The organism is Micromonospora sp. NPDC047465 (assembly GCF_040643125.1).
In the GTDB taxonomy this organism is placed as follows: Bacteria; Actinomycetota; Actinomycetes; order Mycobacteriales; family Micromonosporaceae; genus Micromonospora.
Genome location: NZ_JBEYTP010000079.1, coordinates 1 through 17196, shown reverse-complemented (window position 1 = coordinate 17196; position 17196 = coordinate 1). Strand labels below are relative to the sequence as shown.

13 protein-coding genes are annotated in these 17196 nt (G+C 68.2%); 9 read left to right on the top strand and 4 right to left on the bottom strand.

The window, feature by feature from the left end; genetic code table 11:
• The 4 genes from ABZ793_RS33360 to ABZ793_RS33345 form a co-directional block, all read left to right on the top strand.
• Positions 1-357: low temperature requirement protein A (locus tag ABZ793_RS33360; RefSeq protein WP_357464747.1), on the top strand; the 357-nt coding region annotated here is incomplete at its 5' end.
• 1294 nt (positions 358-1651) lie between these two features.
• Positions 1652-3004, top strand: a complete 1353-nt coding sequence (locus ABZ793_RS33355) for a lanthionine synthetase C family protein (protein ID WP_357464745.1) — start codon at positions 1652-1654, stop codon at positions 3002-3004.
• A complete protein-coding gene (locus ABZ793_RS33350; protein WP_357464743.1) occupies positions 3001-6207 on the top strand; it encodes a lantibiotic dehydratase in 3207 nt (1068 codons plus the stop codon). Before ABZ793_RS33355 ends, ABZ793_RS33350 begins: the two co-directional genes overlap by 4 nt.
• Positions 6208-6455: 248 nt before the next feature.
• Positions 6456-7394: a cyclase family protein gene (locus ABZ793_RS33345; RefSeq protein WP_357464741.1), complete on the top strand. Its 939-nt coding sequence runs from the start codon at positions 6456-6458 to the stop codon at positions 7392-7394.
• Positions 7395-7454: 60 nt separating this feature from the next.
• Here ABZ793_RS33345 and ABZ793_RS33340 read toward each other — a convergent pair whose 3' ends face one another.
• On the bottom strand, positions 7455-8114 hold the full coding sequence (locus ABZ793_RS33340; protein ID WP_357464739.1) for a GntR family transcriptional regulator: 660 nt from the start codon (positions 8112-8114) through the stop codon (positions 7455-7457).
• 205 nt (positions 8115-8319) lie between these two features.
• Here ABZ793_RS33340 and ABZ793_RS33335 point away from each other — a divergent pair, with 205 nt between their 5' ends.
• The 4 genes from ABZ793_RS33335 (at position 8320) to ABZ793_RS33320 (ending at position 11728) form a co-directional block, all read left to right on the top strand.
• Positions 8320-8505: a hypothetical protein gene (locus ABZ793_RS33335; RefSeq protein WP_357464737.1), complete on the top strand. Its 186-nt coding sequence runs from the start codon at positions 8320-8322 to the stop codon at positions 8503-8505.
• A 312-nt stretch (positions 8506-8817) separates the two neighbouring features.
• The gene (locus tag ABZ793_RS33330; RefSeq protein ID WP_357464735.1) at positions 8818-10026 is read left to right on the top strand and encodes an MFS transporter; all 1209 of its coding nucleotides are present in this window, start codon (positions 8818-8820) and stop codon (positions 10024-10026) included.
• 73 nt (positions 10027-10099) lie between these two features.
• Entirely contained in the window at positions 10100-10855 is a 756-nt protein-coding gene (locus tag ABZ793_RS33325) for a thioredoxin domain-containing protein (protein WP_357464733.1), read from the top strand.
• Between the two features lie 6 nt (positions 10856-10861).
• Positions 10862-11728 carry a cytochrome c biogenesis CcdA family protein gene (locus tag ABZ793_RS33320; RefSeq protein WP_357464731.1) on the top strand — a complete coding sequence of 289 codons (867 nt, stop codon included), beginning with the start codon at positions 10862-10864 and terminating at the stop codon, positions 11726-11728.
• A gap of 1230 nt (positions 11729-12958) precedes the next feature.
• Here ABZ793_RS33320 and ABZ793_RS33315 read toward each other — a convergent pair.
• Both ABZ793_RS33315 and ABZ793_RS33310 read right to left on the bottom strand, forming a co-directional pair.
• Positions 12959-13843, bottom strand: coding sequence for a S1 family peptidase (locus ABZ793_RS33315; protein ID WP_357464729.1), 885 nt, complete (start codon positions 13841-13843; stop codon positions 12959-12961).
• Positions 13844-14897: 1054 nt separating this feature from the next.
• Positions 14898-15221 (bottom strand): helix-turn-helix domain-containing protein, encoded by a 324-nt coding sequence (locus ABZ793_RS33310; protein ID WP_357464727.1) that lies wholly within the window; start codon positions 15219-15221, stop codon positions 14898-14900.
• A 40-nt stretch (positions 15222-15261) separates the two neighbouring features.
• Here ABZ793_RS33310 and ABZ793_RS33305 point away from each other — a divergent pair, with 40 nt between their 5' ends.
• Positions 15262-16206, top strand: a complete 945-nt coding sequence (locus ABZ793_RS33305; protein WP_357464725.1) for an NAD(P)-binding domain-containing protein — start codon at positions 15262-15264, stop codon at positions 16204-16206.
• Here the strand turns inward: ABZ793_RS33305 and ABZ793_RS33300 are convergent.
• On the bottom strand, positions 16157-17196 hold a 1040-nt coding region (locus tag ABZ793_RS33300; RefSeq protein ID WP_357464723.1), incomplete at its 5' end, for a DDE-type integrase/transposase/recombinase. The genes ABZ793_RS33305 and ABZ793_RS33300 overlap by 50 nt on opposite strands.

The window sequence follows — 17196 nt, the reverse complement described above, 5'->3', positions numbered from 1 at the left end:
GCGCTGGAAATCGTCATCGAGAGAAGATCCATCCTCGCCCCGGGAGGGCTATTTGCTCTGAACCGCTGGTCTCACCCAACCCTGACACCCAGGGAGCCGCCCTGGCTGACGATGATCACGGGTGGGCCGGTGATCTTCCTGGCCGGCCGAACCCGCCTGGAATACCTCGTCTTCAACCGCGTGTCCGGCCGCCGGATCATCGGGATCACCCTGCTGCTGGCTCTCACCCCACTGCTGTCCCACACCTCACCGCTGGCGGCCGCCAGCCTCTCCGCCCTCGTCCTCCTGCTCGTCGCCGTACTCGACAAACGTCACGCCAGACAGCGGCCCCCCGAACACCCCAACCCAGCCGGCTGAACGACGACTCAGGGCGAGTTCCCGTGCGGCTCGTCTGAGCGGGCCACAACCTGAGACTGGCGCCGATCGATCTGCGCCGGTAGGTGCCCCTCGCCGTGATAACCACCCGCGCCGACCGAGGCGTAGCCGTCCGCCTCACATAGGGCTCCGGCGAAGTCGGGCGATCCGAGGCGATCCGGTGCCGCCGCTCGCCGATGCGCTAGCCGGACAATCCTGCTCATCGGCCGCTACGACCGGCGAGGGCGAGAACCGTCTCGGTGCAGGTCTATTGAGAATGGGCTGGTCGACGCGCCGGCCAGATCTCAGTGCGCCTTACGGCTGTGCGACGAGGGCCCTATCTGAGACGCCGGCTGGCGCGATCCATGATCAGCTGCGGTATCGGCCGTTGTCGTCTGCTGATCATCCAGGGTGGAAGACTCAGGGATTCGCTCACATGGGTCTCAGGGACGTAGGAGAATCATGCCAGGTGTGAAGGCCTGCAGCTACTCACGTGTCGGGCCGCCCGAATCATTTTGAGAGAACGTTTATGCCTGACTCCACGGACAACAGCCCTTTCAGGGACGTCGAAGGCCACCAAGACCCACTGGTCGAACGGCTGCGCCCGGACCCCTCGCGACCGCCGGAAGTCGGTCTCACCGTGAGCGGGCTACTGGGAGACAGTGACCGACCCGGCCACAGGCGTCTCTACCTCACGAAAGGGCTCGACTACTTCATCGAGTTCTCCGTCAGTGACGTCCTCGACAGTTCGCGGATTCCATCTGAGAAAGCGCCGTTCCTCGGCACTGAGGCAACCCAGATCACGTTGAAGAAGGGTGCCCACATCGCCTACACGCGCACGACGTCGGTCCGGCCGCCGGATGAGTTCGACTTGGACCTTCGGCGAAGGCGAACAACATCTGCCGGCGGACCCGTACGCCGCGGCCCCCAGCGGGCCCGGCGCCGGCCGGAGTTCCGTGCCGCCCTGTATGACGAGAACACGAACCCGATCGACGAGTACACCCAACCGATGACGGACCCAGAGGGGAATTGTCGGCCAATTCCGTGGACCGAAGCGTTCTGGACGTGCACGTGTGGGGACTGGGGATGCACCAACACGTGCGACATCTGGCCCTCCTGTGAGTCGACCTGCACGGGCTGCCTTCCGGATGAGGATTGGGACAAAACGATCAGCTGCATTGAGACGGCCTGCAGTCCTCGCTGTTGAGCGCGTCGGCCCCTGGTTGACGATCACCGCCGGGATGCCCCCTCGCAGCGCGTGCACCCCTCACCGACCTCAAAATCCAAGGGAGTCCAGGTGCCTGAGTCCGCAACGCCTGACATTGTGCTTTCGCCGGTCTGGACCGGCGCCCTCGACGCGACCCGGCAGAGCGCGGCGCTTTTCGCGGCACGGGATGTCGCTATCCGTGTCACTGATCGCGAACGCATCGCTCGGTCGCTTCCATTGGCACGCCGCCAGACGCTCTATCCCGAGTCGGTTCACTGGAACCCATGCGGACTCGCTGGAGGGCATGCGGGGATCGCTGTGATGTGCTCCTATTTTGATCAGTGCCTTCCGGGGGAGGGGTGGGACGCGGTCGGCCACGGTTTCCTCGCCGAAGGGGTAACCGCTCTGGAGAACGGTGGCCCGGAGCACGCCGGGCTGTTCGCCGGACTTGGCGGCTTCGCCTTCGCACTGGAATCGCTGAGCCGGAACGGCGACCGCTACCAGCGGGCGCTCGCGGCCGCCGACGAGCTGCTGGCCCCGCAGGCGTCGGAACTCGCCGCGCGACTGAACGCCATCGGCACCGGCCTGCCGGTGAGTGCCTTCGATCTCGTCTCCGGGGTGAGTGGTGTGGGGGCGTACCTCTTGAGGCGTGACTCGCTCGGGGTGCTGCCGGACGTTCTCACCGCTCTGGTACGCCTTGCCGAACCCTCCCGAGGCATACCCCGCTGGGCCACCCCGCCGGAATTGCTGCTCTCCGAGTCGACGCGCCGTGTCTATCCCTCGGGACAGCTCAACTGCGGGCTCGCACACGGCATACCCGGCCCCCTGGCGCTGCTCTCCCTCGCCCTGCTCGGCGGTTACGAGGTCCACGGTCAGCGCGAGGCGGTGCGCGCCTTCGCCCAATGGTTGCTCTCGCAGCGGGTCGACGACGTATGGGGAGGCGGCTGGCCCGATGCCGTGCCGTTGACGCCAGCGGGCCGGCCAACCTCTAGTGGAGCGTCCGGCCCGACGCGAGGTGCCTGGTGTTACGGCACTCCAGGGGTCGCGCGTTCCCTGTGGCTGGCAGGCTGCGCCCTGAACGACGGCGGACTGCGCAGCGCGGCGGTCGAGGGAATGACCAGCATCCTGCGACGCCCTGCCGAATTGCGCTACCTCCCCTCACCCACTTTCTGCCACGGTGTGGCCGGGCTACTCCAGATCGTCCTGCGCTTCGCGCGAGACACCCCATCGGACACCCTCGCGGACGCGTCGACTGAGCTCGTCGATCAGCTTCTGGCGGCGTACGATCCCGAGCGGCCGTTCGGCTACGCCTCCTTGGAGACGGCGGACGTCGCCGTGGACCGGGCCGGCCTGCTGGACGGTGCCGCCGGTGTCGCCATGACCCTCCTGGCCGCAGCTACCCGGATCGAGCCGGTCTGGGACCGGAGCTTCCTACTCTCATGACCGGAACCCACCGTGTGCATCGGGCACGCCAGGGCCACCGGCCCGTGCTGTACGAGCCGCTCGGATGGGCCGTTCTACGGGCTCCTCTCCTCCCAGCGGACTCCCGCAACCTCACTCTCCCGGCCCGGTCCGGCTCGTCGCTGCTCCCCCCTGATCCGCTGCTGCCCCTTGCGATACGGGTGGCCAGTCCGGATCTGGCCGCCGCACTGGAGCGGACCGGCCCCCAGGACAGGCGGGCTCCCCGCCTGGCCCGCAAGCTCAGGCGCTACCTCATCAGGATGACCACCAGGCCAACGCCTTTCGGCCTGTTCGCAGGAGTCGGCCTGGTGCGGTGGGCCGAGACCACGAACATCGCAATTGTCCCGGCCGCATCACGCACCCACACGCGGGCCGACATGGGTTGGCTGCAGAAGCTGACCGAGCGGCTACGCGACGACCCGGACATCCGTCCGCACCTGCGCCTGATGGCCAGTCCCGCGGTGCTGCTGCACGGTGGCCGCGCCATCCTCGTAGAGGGGCCCGGGGCAGGCAGCTCCGTACGCGCTACAGCGGCCGTACGCCTCGTGCTGAGTGCGGCACGGGTGGCCACCTCGAGAACCGACCTGGTGCAGGCGGTCCGGGAGATACCCGGTGCTACGCCGGACAAGGCCAGTCGGTTGGTCGAGGACTTGTTGGCGCAGGGATTCCTCATCTCCGAGTTGAGTCCGGCACCGACCGGCGGCGATCCGATGACGCGGTTGCGCAAGTCCCTGGAGGCAACCCCTTCGGAACGAGCACAGGCCGTCGCCCGGCAACTGGCCGGGCTGGTCGACGAGCTGGCCAGGTGGGACGAGCTGCCCCTCGACCGGAAGGCGGACCACCTGAGGCATCTGCAGCACCGGATGGTCGATGTGGACCCTGCCGTGACCGCTGTGGGCGCCAGCACGGGAAGGGGCGGCGTCAACGGTGGTGGGGCGCGGAAGCTCCTGCAGACCGACACCGCCCTTTCGTTCCAGTCCACCGGACTGCACGCCTCGGTGGCAGCCGAAGCGGCCGAGGCCGCTGACCTGCTCCTACGCCTGGGCCACCTGCCCGAGGGATTGCCACACCTGGGGGAGTACCGACGAAGGTTCGAGAGCCGGTACGGGGCGCACCGCCGAGTCCCGCTGCTAGAGCTTCTCGACCCCGCGACCGGGCTCGGACCACCGTCCTCCCACGGCGGCGCGGGCAGGCCCAGGCGCGCTCCGCGTGACCAACTCCTCCTCGACCTCGCCGTGTCAGCCAACCGGGAGGGCCGCCGAGTGGTGGAGCTGGACGACGAGCTCCTTGCCCGTCTGGCCACGTCTGATCCTGTCCCCGAGCACATTCCGCCGTCACTTGAGTTGTCCTTCTTCGTCGCCGCAGCCTCGTCGGCCGCCATCGACCGTGGGGACTTCCAGATCGTCGTCGGCCCCAGCCTCGGCGCGTCCGCCGCTGGCCGCAGCCTGGGCAGGTTCGCCGGTCTTCTCGGGCACCCCGCTGAGGAGGCGCTGGCTGAACTCGCACGCATCGAGCAGGCGTACGACCCCAGCACGCTCATTGCTGAGGTCGTCTATTCGCCCGACCCCCCACGCTCCGCGAACGTGGCGCTGAGGCCCGCCGTCCGGCGACACGAGATCCTCGTCGATGCATGGCCCGGCGTTCCGGCCGAGGGCGTGATACCGGTGCGCGAGCTGGTCGTCGGCCTCAGGGACGGGCGCTTCGTGGTCAGTTGGCCCGCGGGGGGAGCCGAGGTCGTCGGGGTCCAAGGGCACATGCTCAACACCCGGAGGGCGTCGGCCGCGGTCCGGTTCTTGGTCGATGTCGCCCACGACGGCCGCTGCCAGTTGACCGCCTTCTCCTGGGGGCCGGCGGCTGGACTGGCCTACCTGCCAAGGGTCCAGCGCCACCGGATCGTCCTGGCTCCCGCCCAGTGGCGGCTCGACCCGGCTACCGCCAGTGGGTCCGGCCCCGACGACGGCTTCGGGCCAGCGCTCTCGACGTGGCGGACCACATGGGATGTACCCCGCCACGTCTACCTGACGGTCGCCGACAACCGGCTGCTTCTCGACCTCGACGACGTACGGGACGTCGAGCTGCTTCGAGAGGAACTCAGGGCGGGCGTCCCCGGTGGGTCCGCGATGCTCCAGGAAGCGCTGCCCGGACCGGAGCACGCCTGGCTGCCGGGAACCGACGGCGGCCACATGTGCGAGGTGGTGGCCCCTCTCGTCCGCTGTGGCGGGGAGCGCCCAGGTGGCGACACACTGTCCGTCATTCAGGTCGTCGACCCGGTGGAACGGCTGCGCCCACCGGGCAGCGACTGGCTGTACCTGAAGCTCTACTGCGACCGGCATCGAGAAGAGGAACTGATCGGTGGACCCCTACGCACCTTCGCCGAGCACGCCACCCGGTCCGGCCTCGCGGACGGCTGGTTCTTCGTCCGCTACGCGGATCCGGAGTGCCACGTCCGCCTCCGCTTCCATGGAGATCCAGCTACGCTCACCGGCCCGCTGATGGAGCAGGTCTGTGCCTGGGCCGGCGGGCTGACGGCGGATGGCCTCTGCGGGAAGTTCTCGTTCGAGACGTACGAGCGTGAAATCGAGAGGTACGGAGGCGAGGCAGGGATGGCGGCGGCAGAGCGTCTGTTCATGGCCGACAGCCCGGGCGTCGCCGAGATGCTGCAGGCCCGTGTCGAAGGCCGGCTCGGCACAGACCTGCTAGAGCTGGCCGTGGTCAGCATTGATGACCTCCTGGCCTGCCTGGGCCTGTCCCGGGAAGAACGAGCCGCCTTCTCCTACGGCGGTCCACCTTCTTCCCGCCTCGGCGGCTTCGAGTACCGCAAACGGCAACGTGCCCTGCGCCAGGCGCTAGGAGCCGCCCCGTCCACCGACGACGAAGTGTCCCGGCTGCTCAACGCCCGGCGGCCAGCACTCGAGTCCGCCATCGCCCAGCTCACCCCACTGCACCGCGACGGCAATCTGTGGCGGTCCCGAGAGGCACTGTGCCACAGCTACGTACACCTGCACGTGAACCGCCTCCTTGGGACGGACACCTCGGGCGAGGCAATGGCCCTGGAGTTGCTCCGCCGCACCCACGCCGGCCTCGTGCAGGCACCTCTGACTCCCGCGGTGCCGCAGCCCGATGCTGTCGGGGTTGGTGGTCGGGCGCCGGCCTGGCCGCCCTGCGGCTCGTCATTGATGTCATGACGGCTGGCATGCGGTCATGACGGACGGTCCTCACCCGCCGACTGCGACGGGCGCGACCGCCGGCTCACCGACGACAGCAGCTGATCCTCGCAAACTGGTCAGGAGCAGTTGATGCACCGTTCCTCGGCACCGATGAACACGTGGGCCGGCAGGGAGGAAACACCCGGGAGAGGGCGGGATACGCTGCCTGCGGTGCCTCGAACCGCGTGACCGGAGGAGCCGATGCTGGGATGACGGCAGGGCGACCGATGCCCACACAGGACGATGTGCTCGGGTATTTCAACACGCTGTCGAACTGGGGACGGTGGGGCGACGACGACCAGTTGGGGACCCTGAACCACATCACCGACGACGTCCGTCTGGCGGCGGCGCGGGCCGTGCGCCACGGCAGGAGCGTGTCGTGCGCATGGGAGGTTGCCGTACCGGAAGAGATGGAGCGGTCGACGACGACGTGCCCGTGCGCCGCCGACATGCCGGGTGCCGAGGACATGCCGGTGCCCGGATTCCACGCCGACCGGCGCTGGGGCTTTTCGTCCGAGCGGCTGGGCATCACGTTCCACGGCAACACCGTCACCCACGTCGACTCGCCGTGCCACATCTTCTGGGACGGCATGATGTACAACGGGCGGTCGCACTCGCTGGTCGACGCCGCGACGGGATCGGGGTGGGCGGCCGTCACGGCGGCGGCGAACGGGATCGTCACGCGTGGTGTCTTGCTGGACATCGCGAGGGTCCGCGATGTGCCGTGGTTGGAACCGGGGCAGGGTGTGTTTCCCGACGATCTCGAGGAGGCCGAGCGTCGCCAGGGTGTGCGGGTGCGATCCGGCGATGCGGTACTCCTGCGCACCGGCTATGGCCGCGTCCGACACGAGACCGGTGCGGCCAACGGTTTCACCCAGGCCGGCTGGCACGCGTCCTGCCTGCCGTGGCTGCATGAACGGGAGGTCGCGCTGATCGGCGCTGACTCCCCTCAGGACGTTCAGCCGTCGGGGTACGAAGACGTGCTGATGCCGGTTCACGCCGTGAGCCTCGTCGCGATGGGTCTGTGGCTGCTCGACAACTGCGACCTGGAGGCGTGCGCGACGGCGGCTGCCGAGCTCGGCCAGTGGGACTTCCACCTCGCAGTCGCGCCGGTCCGCTTCGCCGGTACGTCCGGCAGCCCGGTCAACCCGATCGCCACATTCTGAAGGGCGTCGCTGGCGGCTACGACCGGGCATGTCAACCGCTGGTGGGCCGCACCGGAGTCGTCACGGTGGCGGGCATACGGGGTCAAGTGGTTTGCCGTAGTTGTCGCTGAGGTGGGAGCGGAGCGCGTCGCCGAACCCGGTGATGTCGCCGGTGCGCAGGGACGCGAGCAAGTGTTGGTGTTCGGCGATGATGGCCTCACACCGTGCGAGTAGGCGTTCTCCGTGGCTGAACAGGAGGAACCGTTGTCGATCGGCGAGGCGGTCGTTGAGTTCCAGCATGATCTCGTTGCGGCTGGACTCCACGAACGATCGATGGAACGCGATCGTCAGTTCGATGAAACGTTCCAGATCGCGTTCCCGGAACGCGCGTTCCTGTTCGACGACCGCCTGCTCGAGACGGTCCGCGAGCATCTCACGCGCTTGGCTTGAGGCGCGTCGAACGGAGGTGACCTCGAGGATGAGACGGGTGTCGGCCAGGTCTTGGATCGCGCGGTCGCTGAGGCCTTTGACCAGGGCACCGCGTTTGGGGTAGATCGTGATCCACCCTTCGTCCTGCAGTCGGGCCAGGGCGGTGCGGACGGGGGTACGGCTCACGCCGATCTGTGCGGCCAGTGCCGCTTCCCCGAGCATGGTTCCGCTGGGGAACACGCCGCCGAGAATGTCATCGCGGATCCTGCGGTACGCCTGGTCGGTGGCCGACTCGCCGGTAGCGGACGTCACTCGTGGCCCTCCTCCTCTCGGAACATCTTGTTCCCGATTCAGTACAACAGGCATTCAACCGGCATAGCATACCGGGCTTCCGCCCGATTGGCGGGAGCGAGCCTCGGCATCTAGGATACAAGTTGCGTCCTGTCGGGATCCAACACTGGTGACAGGTGCTGTTCGGGGAGCACCCATCGGGCAGGCGCGAGAGGAAGGAGTGCCCGTGAGGCAGCTCATCATCATCGGTTCAGGGTCGGCCGGCTACACCGCTGCGGTCTACGCGCCGCACGGTGTCGCCGTCGGTGCCGCGTTCCTCTCTGAGATCACCGGCGGCATCGCCGGCCGAACGGCAGTCGAAGCTCACGCCTTCAGCCGCCTCCCAACATCGGAAATGTGCGATCCCTCGTGATCCATCCGGCATCGACCGCCCACTCGCAGCTCACCCGGATCAGCTCCTCGACGCCGGAATCAGCGTGGGCCTGATCCGGCTCGGTGTCGGACTTGAGCATTCGACGACCTGTTCGCCGACCTCAACGACGTCGTGCACCAGACCGGCACCGCGTCTCACCTGCGGGCACCGCATCCAGCTGCTGCCCCGTCAGGAATCCAAAACGTCACGCAGACAAGGAAGCACGTGCTAGAACCCCAATGCTCGGCCCGCGCCGACAGCGCCTCCCTTACCCAGGCGGGTCCGACCATCGACGCCGTCCAACGACGCACGATGACAGTGCTCGTCATCGCGCAGATCATCGGCACCGTCGGCGTCGGCGTCGCACCCTCGATCGGCGTGCTGCTGGCAGGAGAGGTTACCGACAGCGAAGCCTGGGCAGGGCTGGCCCGCACCGCCAGCACACTCGGTGCGGCGCTCCTGGGCCTGCCACTGGGGAACCTCGCCGCGCGCCGCGGACGTCGCGTCGCCCTCAGCGGCGGATGGTGGATGGCCGCGGCCGGCGCAGCACTGTTGGTCGCCGCAGCACAGGGGAGCATGGTCGTCCCGCTCTTCGTCGGCCTCCTCTTGATCGGTGCCGGCTCCGCGGTGAGCCTCCAATCACGATTCGCTGCGACAGATCTCGCCGAACCCCGACACAAAGCCCGCTCACTCGCCCTGGTCGTCTGGGTGGGAACACTCGGTTCCGTCCTCGGCCCGAACCTCGGCGTGCCCGGCGAACTCGTCGGTGCCGCCACCGGGCTCACCATCTTCGCCAGCGCGTTCCTCATCGCCGCGATCTGCCTCGCACTCGCCGGCCTCGTCGTGTTCGTGTGGCTGCGTCCAGACCCTCTCCTCCTGCTCGAACAGTCTGCGCAGACGCCACGAAGCGCTCCCGCGGGCAAGCACCCCGGCCGCATCCGCCAGGTACTCGTCGAGCTCCGCACGAACCGGCGGGCCCGAGTGGCGATGATCGCGATTCTCACCGCCCAGGTGGTGATGGTCTCGATCATGACCATGACCCCGGTTCATGTCGCCCACCAAGGCGGATCCATCAGCATCATCGGGATCACGATCAGTCTGCACATCGCCGGAATGTATGGCCTCTCGCCGCTCGTGGGCCTGATCGCCGACCGGCGCGGTCACCGGTTCACGATCAGCACCGGCATCGTCATCTTCCTCGCCTCGCTCGTGATCGGCGCCGCGAAGCCCGACGACACCGCGTGGATCATCGTGTCGCTGATTCTGCTCGGGGTCGGCTGGTCGTTCGTCAACGTCGCCGGATCCGCACTGTTCAGCACCGCCGTCCCCACCCAGACACGTGCCGCATCCCAAGGAGGCGTTGACGCGCTCTCGAACCTCTGCGGCGCAACCGCGGCATTCGCCGCCGGGCCCCTGCTCACCCTCACCAGCTTCTCGGCGCTGTCCATCCTCGCGATCATCACGCTCATCCCACTCACCGTCCTCATGGCCACCCGTGCGCTCGTCCCGAAGGCATCGTGAGCGCGGCGCTCACGCCCTGCCGCCGGCCACGGGGCGCCAGGCGCCCTTTGGATCCATCTTGTATCCTAGCGGGGTGACCTCTTCGACAAAGGCCTCGCTGCACGTGATGGAGGCGAAGTATCGCCGTTCACGACGGCTGAACATCGTGCTGGGCGTGATCGCCGCGTTCCTCGGGGTAGTGGTGACAGCTCAGTCGCTGCCCGGGCAGAGCCCGACCAGCGCATCAGCACCTTCGACGTCGGCGTCATCGGAACGGTCCGAGGAAGCGACAGGCGATCCAGCTTTTGTACGCCGCGACGCCGACGATCCGATGGCGATCGGCGATGTCGACGCACCGATCGTGCTCACCCAGTGGACGGACCTGCGATGCCCGTACTGCGCGGTGTTCAGCAGGGACACCCTGCCCACGCTGATCAAGGAGTACGTCGACACGGGCAAGGTGCGTGTCGAGATCCACGACGTGGCGTTCTTCGGCGAGCAGTCCGAGGATGCTGCGGTCGCTGCGCGGGCGGCGGCGAAGCAAGGCAAGTTCATGGAGTTCGTGACCGCCGTGTACGACGCCGCACCGAAGGGATCGCACCCGGATCTGCCCAGGAAGACGCTGATCGCGTTCGCCAGGCAGGCGGGCGTGCCGGACATCGACCGGTACACGGCCGACCTCGACGACCCGAAGCTTCGCGCCGCCGCGCAGGAGAGCACCCGTTCGGCACAGCAGCTCGGCGTCAACAGCGTGCCGTTCTTCGTCGCCGGGACCACCGCGCTGTCGGGTGCGCAGCCAATCGGCACGTTCCGCGAGTTCCTCGACACGGCACTGGCGCAGGCGGAGTAGATCTCCATGGAGCTCGGTCTTCTGGGTGCCTTCCTCGGCGGCGTGCTCACCCTGCTGAGCCCGTGCTCGGCGATGCTGCTGCCGGCGTTCTTCTCCTATGCGTTCAGCAGTCCCGCCGCGCTTGTCGCCCGCACCGGTGTGTTCTATCTCGGGCTGATCACCACCCTGGTCCCGCTCGGGGTGCTCGCCGGGACCCTCGGAGCGTTCGTGAGCCAGCACCGCTTCGTCCTGGTCACCGTCGCCGCGATCGTCGTGATCATCCTCGGAGTGATCATGCTGATGAATATCCCGATGCCGTTCCTGTCCGGTCCCAAGGCCGCTGAGGGCACGTCGGTTGCCGCCGTGTACGCGCTCGGAACCGTCTACGGCCTGGCCGGGGTGTGCGCCGGGCCGCTGCTGGGCGCTGTGCTGACCTTCGCCGCCGTCGCCGGCAACGCGCTGTCCGGCGGAATCGTCCTGCTGATTTTCGCCGCGGGCATGGCGCTGCCCCTGCTTGTTCTCGCCCTGCTGTGGGGGCGGCTGCCGTTCGTGAAACGCCTCGTCCGCCCGCGCGCCGTCACCATCGGCCGGTGGTGGAACACCTGGACCGGCATCATCGGCGGCGCGCTCACGGTCGCCGTCGGAATTCTGCTGCTGGCCACCGGCGGCACCACCTTCCTCGGCGGCATTCTCGGCGCATCCGACCAGGCCCGCCTCGAGGGCGCCGTTCTGCAGAGCGCCAACAGGGTCCCCGACCTCCTCGTCGTCGCCATCGCCATCGCCGCCGCCCTGGCCGCATGGAGCCTCATGCAGGTGCGCCACAAACGCACCAGTACCCGCAACGACGCCACCACCGCGTCCACTGACCAGAAGCACGAGGCGCAAGAGGCATGACCGCCCCTCCGCACCCAGCAACGAGGTCATGCTGAGCGCTGGGGCGCGGGGGAGAGGTCGTTTGTGCGGGTGCCAACGCCGAGGGCGCCCGAGCAACGGCCAAGGGGCGCCCTCAGCATTGTTCGCCGCTCATCGCTCGTGCGACCGTCTTGGCGACGTCCCGGGTCACGTCGCCGCAGGTAGAGCCCAGCTCTGCCTGCGGCGACGCCCGGTTTCTGCCGTCAGTTGACCGCCAGCGTATTTATCGCGGTCACGAGATCCTCGCGGGCCCGGGCTACGAGCAGCTCGCTTCAACTCACCATGGCAGGCAAGGGGTCCGCCCCGTTAGTTGCCCGTCGCGGCTGTGCCGGAGCGGATCAATGGGCTGCCTGGAGTCTGCGCCGGGGTGCGGCATGTCTTGACAGCCCACTCGGGCCAGAACCCCAACAGCGTCTTCATTTGGCCGACCTGCCGGACGGCGCCGGCAGCGGATACGACCCCGCAGTTGTAGTCGACCCTTACCGTCACTCTGGTGTCGTCCGGGTAGCCAAGGATGACCTGTATTGATCATGACCCGCGAGCGGGCAAGCGTTGCTTTCAAGCTCGGCCGGGCCGAGCGTGTTCAGGTGATCGGCCAGCCCGTCCACCTTGTCAGCGGCTAACGGGATCGGTTGACGCCGTGGGTACTGGGCTCCGGTACGCGGAAATGAGTACACGCACAGCAGCGCCGTCGAGCTTCCCTCGGGCACGAGGTCACCGTAGCGGCTGGCCTTGGTGGGTGCGTTCTTGACGAATGGTGGCAGGACAGGCGGGTGGGCCGGGCTGCTTCACGGCCGCGATGTCATCCTCAGCCCCACACGCCGACAGCAAATGATAATCCCTGGGATGACTCCCTTCCGGACGATCAGCGCCAAACCATGAAGACTGGCTGGCATGCCGCCCCTTCGATTCGAGTCATACCGCTGCCCGGGCCTTGGCCCGAGTTGGGGCGGCGGCAGTCAATCCGAATGACTGTCGGGCGGCTGATGCTCGCCCGTCCGCACGGTCGGGACGCCGGACAGCGTTCCGACGAGTGTTCCCAGCATGCCCGGTGGCGGCGATCACCCCGACCGCCGCGCCGACCGCTCGCCCCACCTCCTGACTTCGCCGGCTCGGGATTCCGCCCCTCGGCCGAGGGACCGACGTGGCAGCTGACGGCGAGAAGGGCTCCCAGCCGTGGCCGGGAGCCCTTCCGTTCGCCTCGCTGGTGGATCAGTAGACGGTCACGCCGTACGCGTTGGCTGCTTCACGTACAGGCTGGTAGAAGGTGGTGCCGCCGGAGCGGCAGTCGCCGCTGCCGCCAGAGGTGATGCCGAGCGCCTTGGTGCCGTCGTAGAGCGGGCCGCCGGAGTCGCCCGGCTCGGCGCAGACGGTGGTCTGGATCATGCCGCTGACGGTGCCGCCGCCCTTGCCGACGTAGCGGACCGAGACGTTCAACGCGGTGACGGTACCCCTGTGGGTGCCGGTGGTCGACCCGGTGCGCGTGACGGACTCACCGACGAAGGCGTCCGCGACGGTGAACCCGCCGGGGTGGGTGAGCGAGGTGTTGTCGTAGCGCACCAGCGCGTAGTCGTTGCCCGGGAAGCTGGAGCCGATGGTCGGGCCGATGAGCGTGGTTTGGCTGGAGTTGGTGTACCAGGTGTCGGCCACGTCCCCGCAGTGCCCGGCGGTCAGGAAGTAGTAGGTGCTGCCGCTGACGACGTTGAAGCCGAGCGAGCAGCGGTACCCGCCGCCGTAGATGGCGTTACCTGCGGACAGCAGGGGGGTGAAGACGCCTGGGGCGCGCTCGATCCGGATCGCACCAGCCTTGTCTCCGGCGCTCTGCTTGATCTTCGCGATCTCGGCACGGGAGACGGTGCTGTCGGCGGTCACGACGACGCGGCCGGACGTCGCGTCCACATGCCAGGCGATGCCTTCGACGCCCGACCGTTGCACCGCGTCGTTCACGGTGGCGAGCTGACTGGCGCTGTAGACCTGGGGGGAGGCCGCTGCGGCCGTCGCCGGCGCGAAGGCGGCGGTGGCGAGCAGACCGACGCTTACGGCGAGCAGCTTGGATCGGAGGATGTGGCGGCGGGATGGCGAGGGTTTGAGGCTCACTGTCTCCTCCTCGGAGGTGATAGGACCAGATGGGTGGTGGCCCTGTGAGACGCCGTTAGGTGACACATCGGCTGGTCAGTCGATGTCGTCCTCCTGACACGCTTTCGTCAGTATCGGCGTGCATCAATCAATATGCAAGATGCGTCGTCACGAATGAACAAGGTCCAAAAGGCCACCTTCGGTGCCAGGACCAGAATCTGCGGCGCGACCGGGACGAGGACGCTTGGTGATCCCGGTTTCTACGGCGACTAGTCGCGGGCGGAGCGAGATCCGGCCGGAAGTGGTAGCGAGCCGCACCGGTGTCGGTGACCAGCACAGGTGGAAGGCCAGCCCTGCGGCGGTGCGGTTGCGGCGGATGAGCAGCCACCGGTGCTCGCCGGGGCGGTGGCGGTGGTGATCCAAGCGAGGCGGTCGGACTGTGCGCGACGGCGGCTGCCAACTCGGGCACATGCGCCAATGCGTACAGCGCGAGGGTCGCGCCGAAGCAGTGTGCCCCCGTTACCTTTCAGTGCCCGGCGGTGCTGACCTGCTCGGCGACCTGGGACGAGGCTCGCCGCCAGGTGCTCGCCGATGCCCTCGCCGTCGCCGGGTGACCGACCGCGGCCGAGCACACCCTCTCCGGCCCCACGCCGCCCTGCACCCGAGGGATGGCTACGAGTTGTCAGCTGCGTCGGCACTCTCGTCACGCTTGGTCGAAACGGCTTTACTGCGCCGCCGCTTGGGCGCGCGCCGGTCGCTGCCCTGTCGCTCCCACGCCGCAACGCAACGCGCCCGGCAGCGACGCGGATAGCGGGGAGCCCGGGGCCGCCGCGCACGCTAGCGCCGAGTGTGGTCGAGGTGCGTGGGCCGGCAGTCGGCAGGGAGGGGTGCGGCGACCGTCGCACCGCCGCGCCGTAGGGCGAGTCACCGCCGGCCCTAGCCACTTTTTTGTGGGTACTTGTCGCCAGGTAGCGCCGCGGCGAATCTGGTTATGGGCGGTCGCGAGGCTGCCAGATCTGGGTGGTGAGGAGTTGGCAGATGTATCAGGAGGCCGGGTGGGCCTCGGCAAGTTTTTCTAGGCGGCGGTGGCCCCAGTCAGAAATGGGGCCAATGCCTCGGAGAGTTCGCGGCCGAACGTGGTCAGGGAGTACTCGGTCTTCAACGGCAGCACCTCGTACGCCTCCCGGTGCACCAGCCCGTCGGCCTCCATCTCTCGGAGCGCCTGAGTCAGCACCTTCTCCGTGAGGCCCGGCAGCTGCCGGCGCAGCTCTCCGGGACGGCGCGGACCGGATTCCAGCAGCCAGAGCAGAGCCGTCTTCCACTTGCCATCGATCACGGCGATCGCGGCCGTCACTCCGCAGACGTTCAAGTCCTGGGCACGATTGCGCGTCATCTTCATCCCATTCGTTCTATTTTCACATGTTCACGGGAGTTGAGTCATGACCTCATACGCCGAAAAGTCTGTCACAGTGCTCGGTCTGGGACCGATGGGCCGGACCCTGGCCGGCGCGTTCCTAAACGCCGGCCTGCAGACGACCGTATGGAACCGGACGCCGGGCAGGGATCGGGAGCTGGTCGAGCGGGGCGCAATCAGCGCCCGATCGGCCGAAGAGGCGGTCGCCGCAAGCAGGCTGACCCTGGTCTGCGTGGTGAACTACGACGCGTCGGACGCCATCCTGCGACGCGACGAGGTCACCGATGCCCTCAAGGGGCGCACACTCGTCAGTTTGACGGCCGACACCCCGGACCGGGCCCGCGACACCGAGCGGTGGGCGACCGGACACGGCATCCGGTACCTAGACGGTGCGATCATGACGCCGATCACCACCATTGGAACCGCGGACGCGGTGGTCATCTACAGCGGCCCCGAGGACCTTTACCGGGAGCACCAGCCGGTGCTGAACGCGCTGGGCGGCACCCACACCCACCTCGGCGAGGAGATCGGCCGCGCGGCGGCGTACGACATCGCACTGCTCGACATCTTCTGGACCGCGATGGCGGGCTACGCGCACGCACTAGCGGTGGCGAAGGCGGAGGGTGTCACGGCTCGGGACCTGGCACCCTTCGCCAAGGGCATCGGCGCGATCCTCCCACCCATCTTCGAGGAGGCCGCGGAGGAAGTGGACAGGGACAGCTTCTCCGGCGAGGGCAACCCGATCACCTCCGCAGTGTCGTCCATGGCCCATATCGTCCACACGTCCGAGGCTCACGGCATTGACGCCGGCGTAATGCGTGCGGCCGAAGGCATGGCCCGCCGGGTCATCGGACTGGGCCACGGCACAGACGGGTTCATGCGGATCCGGTACTTGTCAAGGTCGGTGGGACCAGTGGGTGTTACGCCGCTTGGGGTAGGGGCTGATCGGTTGCTGGTTCGGGTGGGTTGATCCAGACGGTGTCGGGCAGTTGCAGCGCTTTGGGTCTGGGCCGGCCGGAGAAGCGTTCGGGGTGGGCGGTCCAGGCGGTGTCGAGGGCTCGGGCGCGTTGCTTTTGTTGGGTCGCGGTGTGGCCGTAGTGGACGTCGGCGGGGGTGTGTAGGCCGATGCCGGCGTGGTGGTGTTCGTGGTTGTACCAGCCGAAGAATGTGTCGCAGAACGCGCGGGCGTCGGCCAGGGATCCGAAGCGTTCGGGGAACGTGGGGTGGTACTTCACGGTCTTGAACGCGGCTTCGGAGAACGGGTTGTCGTTGCTCACGCGCGGGCGGGAGTGCGATCGGGTGACGTGGAGGTCGGCCAGCAGCGTCGCGACGCGTTTGGAGGTCATCGAGGTGCCGCGGTCGGCGTGCACGACCTGTGGGACGCCGTGCACGGCGATGACCTCGGTGATGAAGTCGTGGGCGATGTCGGCGCTCTCTCTGGCCGCGACGTGGTGCCCGACGACATACCTGGAGTAGATGTCGATCATGACGTAGGCGTCGTAGTAGACGCCCTTGGTCGGGCCGGGCAGTTTGGTGATGTCCCAGGTGAACACCTGCCCCGGCCCGGTGGCGGTCAGCTCCGGGCGTGCCCGGGCGGGGTGTCGGGCCTGGCGGCGCCGGTCGACGACCTGGTTGTTGTCGCGCAGGATCCGGTAGAGGGTGGAAATCGAGGCCAGGTAGACGCCTTCGTCGAGCAGCGTCGCGAATGCCTCGGTCGGGGTGGTGTCGACGAACCGGTCGCTGTCGAGCACGGACAGGATCCGGGTGCGTTCGGCGTCGGACAGTCGGTTCGCCGGCGCCGGCCGAGGCGTGGGTGCGCACGTCACCGGGGTGCGGGAGCGTCGGTGCGCGGTGCTGCGGGCGATCCCGGTCAGCCGGGCCGCCGCACGGGTCGGCGTCTGCGCGGCCAGCAACGCCGTGTGGGCATCGGTCAGGGCTTGGTCGGCTTGGTGTCGGTGTC